Annotated in this window: 4 protein-coding genes; all 4 read right to left on the bottom strand. The window is 60.9% G+C overall.

All coding sequences use genetic code 11. From position 1 onward, the window contains the following. Positions 1 to 218 precede the first annotated feature (218 nt). Entirely contained in the window at positions 219 to 716 is a 498-nt protein-coding gene (locus tag VGN68_RS08120) for a DMT family transporter (RefSeq protein ID WP_293842121.1), read from the bottom strand. 45 nt (positions 717 to 761) lie between these two features. Beyond that, on the bottom strand, positions 762 to 1,106 hold the full coding sequence (locus VGN68_RS08115; RefSeq protein ID WP_197411479.1) for a DMT family transporter: 345 nt from the start codon (positions 1,104 to 1,106) through the stop codon (positions 762 to 764). 9 nt (positions 1,107 to 1,115) lie between these two features. Beyond that, positions 1,116 to 2,045, bottom strand: coding sequence for a HEPN domain-containing protein (locus VGN68_RS08110; protein ID WP_037557222.1), 930 nt, complete (start codon positions 2,043 to 2,045; stop codon positions 1,116 to 1,118). Positions 2,046 to 2,107: 62 nt separating this feature from the next. Then, on the bottom strand, positions 2,108 to 2,912 hold an 805-nt coding region (locus VGN68_RS08105), incomplete at its 5' end, for a DUF2493 domain-containing protein (protein ID WP_327475586.1).

The following is a 2,912-nucleotide window of genomic DNA, read 5'->3' as shown; positions in this document are numbered from 1 at the left end:
TTTGGGTCGCATCGGGGCGCATACAGCAGCAAAAAATGCACGCCATCGAAATCAGTATTCCGTAACGGAATTACGCGTGACTGATGCATTGGCGCAACACAAAATCACTTTAGCCAGAGTTCTGACACGTATCTTGCATCGCCCCCCCCCCCGCCATCGGTTAACGACCGTCGCAGCAACTCTTCACCATACGCGCGATGCGGATCGAATTTCCCCGACTATCGCAGCTCCCGTTCGACAAGCAATTTCGTCGCTGGTTTGCGCCGCAGCGCCACGATCAACGCACCGAGCATTGCCAGCCCGCCGCCGATAGCCATCCGCATATCGAAATGATCGTGGGTGATCAGCACACCGAGCCCGATCGTCGCGAGCGGCGTCATCAATGTCAGCGGTGCGAGCAAGTTCGCTTCATAGCGGTCGATGAGGTGGTAATAGACGGAGTGCGCACCGACCGACACGATCAGCGCCGTGAATACGACAGCGGCGACAAGCGGCCGTCCAGTGGTCGTCGCCGCCGTCCATTGACCGTCTTCAAGCAAGATCGAAGCGAGTGTCAGAACGGTCGCCGACACCAGTCCCACCCAGGCCTGAAAGCGGAACGGTTTGACGCCATCAACCTGCTTCATCAGCACCGCGCCAGCGGCGCCGGCGAAGGCGCTGGCGGCGACGAACCAGAGCCCCGTCGAAAGCGAAAGTCCACCGGGCCGCCAGGTCACGATCAGCACGCCGACCAATGTCAGCGCGATGCCCAGTCCGCGGCGCTAGTAGATACGCTCGCCGAGCACCAGCACCGAGAGCAGCATGGTAAAGGGGACACCGAGCTGCAGAATAATCGCGGCCTCAGAAGGTGAGACAGTCTGCAAACCGACGAAAAGTAGTGAAAAGCTTCCGCCGCCCAGGCACAGGGCGATGGCAACAATCCGCCATGCCGGCCGCGGCATCGGCAGCAACCATGGCCACATGACCATCGCGACGACCGCAAAGCGTAGCGCCGCATAGAAAAGCGGCGGGACCGCCCAGTCCGTTACTATAATCTTGCTCAGGACATTGTTGAATGCCCAGATCAGGCACACGGCGACGAGAAGGAAGAAGTCACGAACGCGCATGTGCCGGGTCTACTCCGGAGCCTGCACAGCTTCTTCAAGGTTCGCTATCCGTTCAGAGCAGATGGCATGCACGGCGCGGCCCAGCTCCTCCACGCGTCCAGCCAGCCAGAGCAATTCTTCTTCGCTGATTCGATAATGTTTGGAGTAGCGAGCCTTCACATAGGCTTCCTTGAGCTTCTCGAAGCGCGCGCGGTCTGCCTTCACCTCGCGCGGCCAAACATCGACAAGCCGCATGTTTAATCGCTCGGCTTGCGTGCGCAAAAATCCCAGGTTGTGGACGTGGGGCGTGTAAAAATTGCAGACCAAGAGCACGCAATGATAGAGAAACTCACTGCTCTGATGGAGGTCAAACGCGGCGGGCTTCAGAAACCCTTTTTCGCGGCCCATCTTGGACAGCTCGAACCGCTGCATGGCGAGCGGAAACCACTCGTCGAAATATTCCTGCGCCATCGCCAGCGCCTGCTCGGGCGTCTTGGGCTTCGGCTTGTGCAATTCCTTGTCGTCATATTCGTAGAGCGCGATCCCGTCGCCCGCGACGTCCATGAAGAAATAGCGGCCGTGAGCCAGCCCATCGTTCACTTCCTGCAGCGTGTGGACGATGAAGTTGACCGGCGTGTGCAGCGTCTTGTCGATCGCAAGCTCGCGGGTCAGCCGGTCGTCGAGCTTCGACCAGAAGTCGATCTTGTCGGTCAACCGCTTGTCGTTGACGATGATCAGGAGATCGAAGTCCGAACGATAGCCCTTTGCGGTGTGCGGCTCGTCGACCCAGCCACCGCGCGCATAGCTGCCGTAGAGGATGACCTTGTCGATCCGACCCTTCTTTTTCCAGCCCATGGTGCCGAGCGCGATCGCATCCTCGAATTCTTCGAAGATGATCGCCTTCACACGTTCGAGCTCGCGCTGCTTGTTCGCCGGAAGATGATCGAGATCGGTTTTCATTGATTTTCATCCTGTAATCCTGCTCGCCGGATGGCAAGCGCCGTCAGATCCAAATCGACAACTCAGGCTTCCTTGAGCCGAAAATCCCAGACCGGAATGCCGAACGCCCGCGCCTTGTCGACAAGATTGTCCTGGATGCCGGTGCCCGAAAAGACGACCAGCCCGGCGGGCATCGCATCGATCAGCCGCTCGTTGCGCTTGAACGGCGCCGCTTTCTTGTGCCGGTTCCAGTCGGGCCGGAACGCTACCTGCGGCACGCCGCGCGCATCGGCCCAGCAGGCCGCAGCGCGCTCGGCGCCGGTTGGCGTCGCACCATGCATCAGCACCATGTCGGCATGACGCGCATGAACCTTGTCGAGCGCCGACCAGATGTGGCGGTGATCGTTGCACGCCGGTCCGCCGCTGAAGGCGATGCGCGTTCCCTCGGGGATCAGGGCCTGGGCCTTTTCGCGGAGGCGTTTGTCCATGAAGTCGCGGCTGTCGATCATCGCCGCGGTCATCGTCTTGTGACGGACGCGCGACCCAGTGCGCGGGGTCCAGGCCTTGCGGGCATGGATGCGGAACTGCTCGGCGGCGCATTCGCGGAAAAATTCCATCGTGTCGCGCCGCTCGATCATCGTGATGCCCTCGGCGATCGCGCGCTCGAGTTCGACCGAGCGAATTTCGCTTCCATCCTGCTCGCGCTGGAGTTCGCGCTGCGCCTGTTCGTTGCGGTCGAGCTCGCGCTCGATCCGTTCGCCGGCGCGGTGAAAGATATTGACGATGCCCCAGAGCAGATCTTCAAGATCGGGCTCGATGCGGGTATCGACCAGGCAGCCCGCCAATGCGTCGAAGATATCGGCGACGGCGCCGCCAGCGAGCCGGTCG

The organism is Sphingopyxis sp. (genome assembly GCF_035998965.1).
In the GTDB taxonomy this organism is placed as follows: domain Bacteria; phylum Pseudomonadota; class Alphaproteobacteria; order Sphingomonadales; family Sphingomonadaceae; genus Sphingopyxis.
This window is presented reverse-complemented; position numbering and strand designations above follow the sequence as displayed.

What these genes read in the sequence shown, in the direction of transcription:
- VGN68_RS08115 (WP_197411479.1), bottom strand. Translation starts at nt 1,106, where the DNA reads ATGCGCGTTCGTGACTTCTTCCTTCTCGTCGCCGTGTGCCTGATCTGG.
- VGN68_RS08110 (WP_037557222.1), bottom strand. Translation starts at nt 2,045, where the DNA reads ATGAAAACCGATCTCGATCATCTTCCGGCGAACAAGCAGCGCGAGCTC.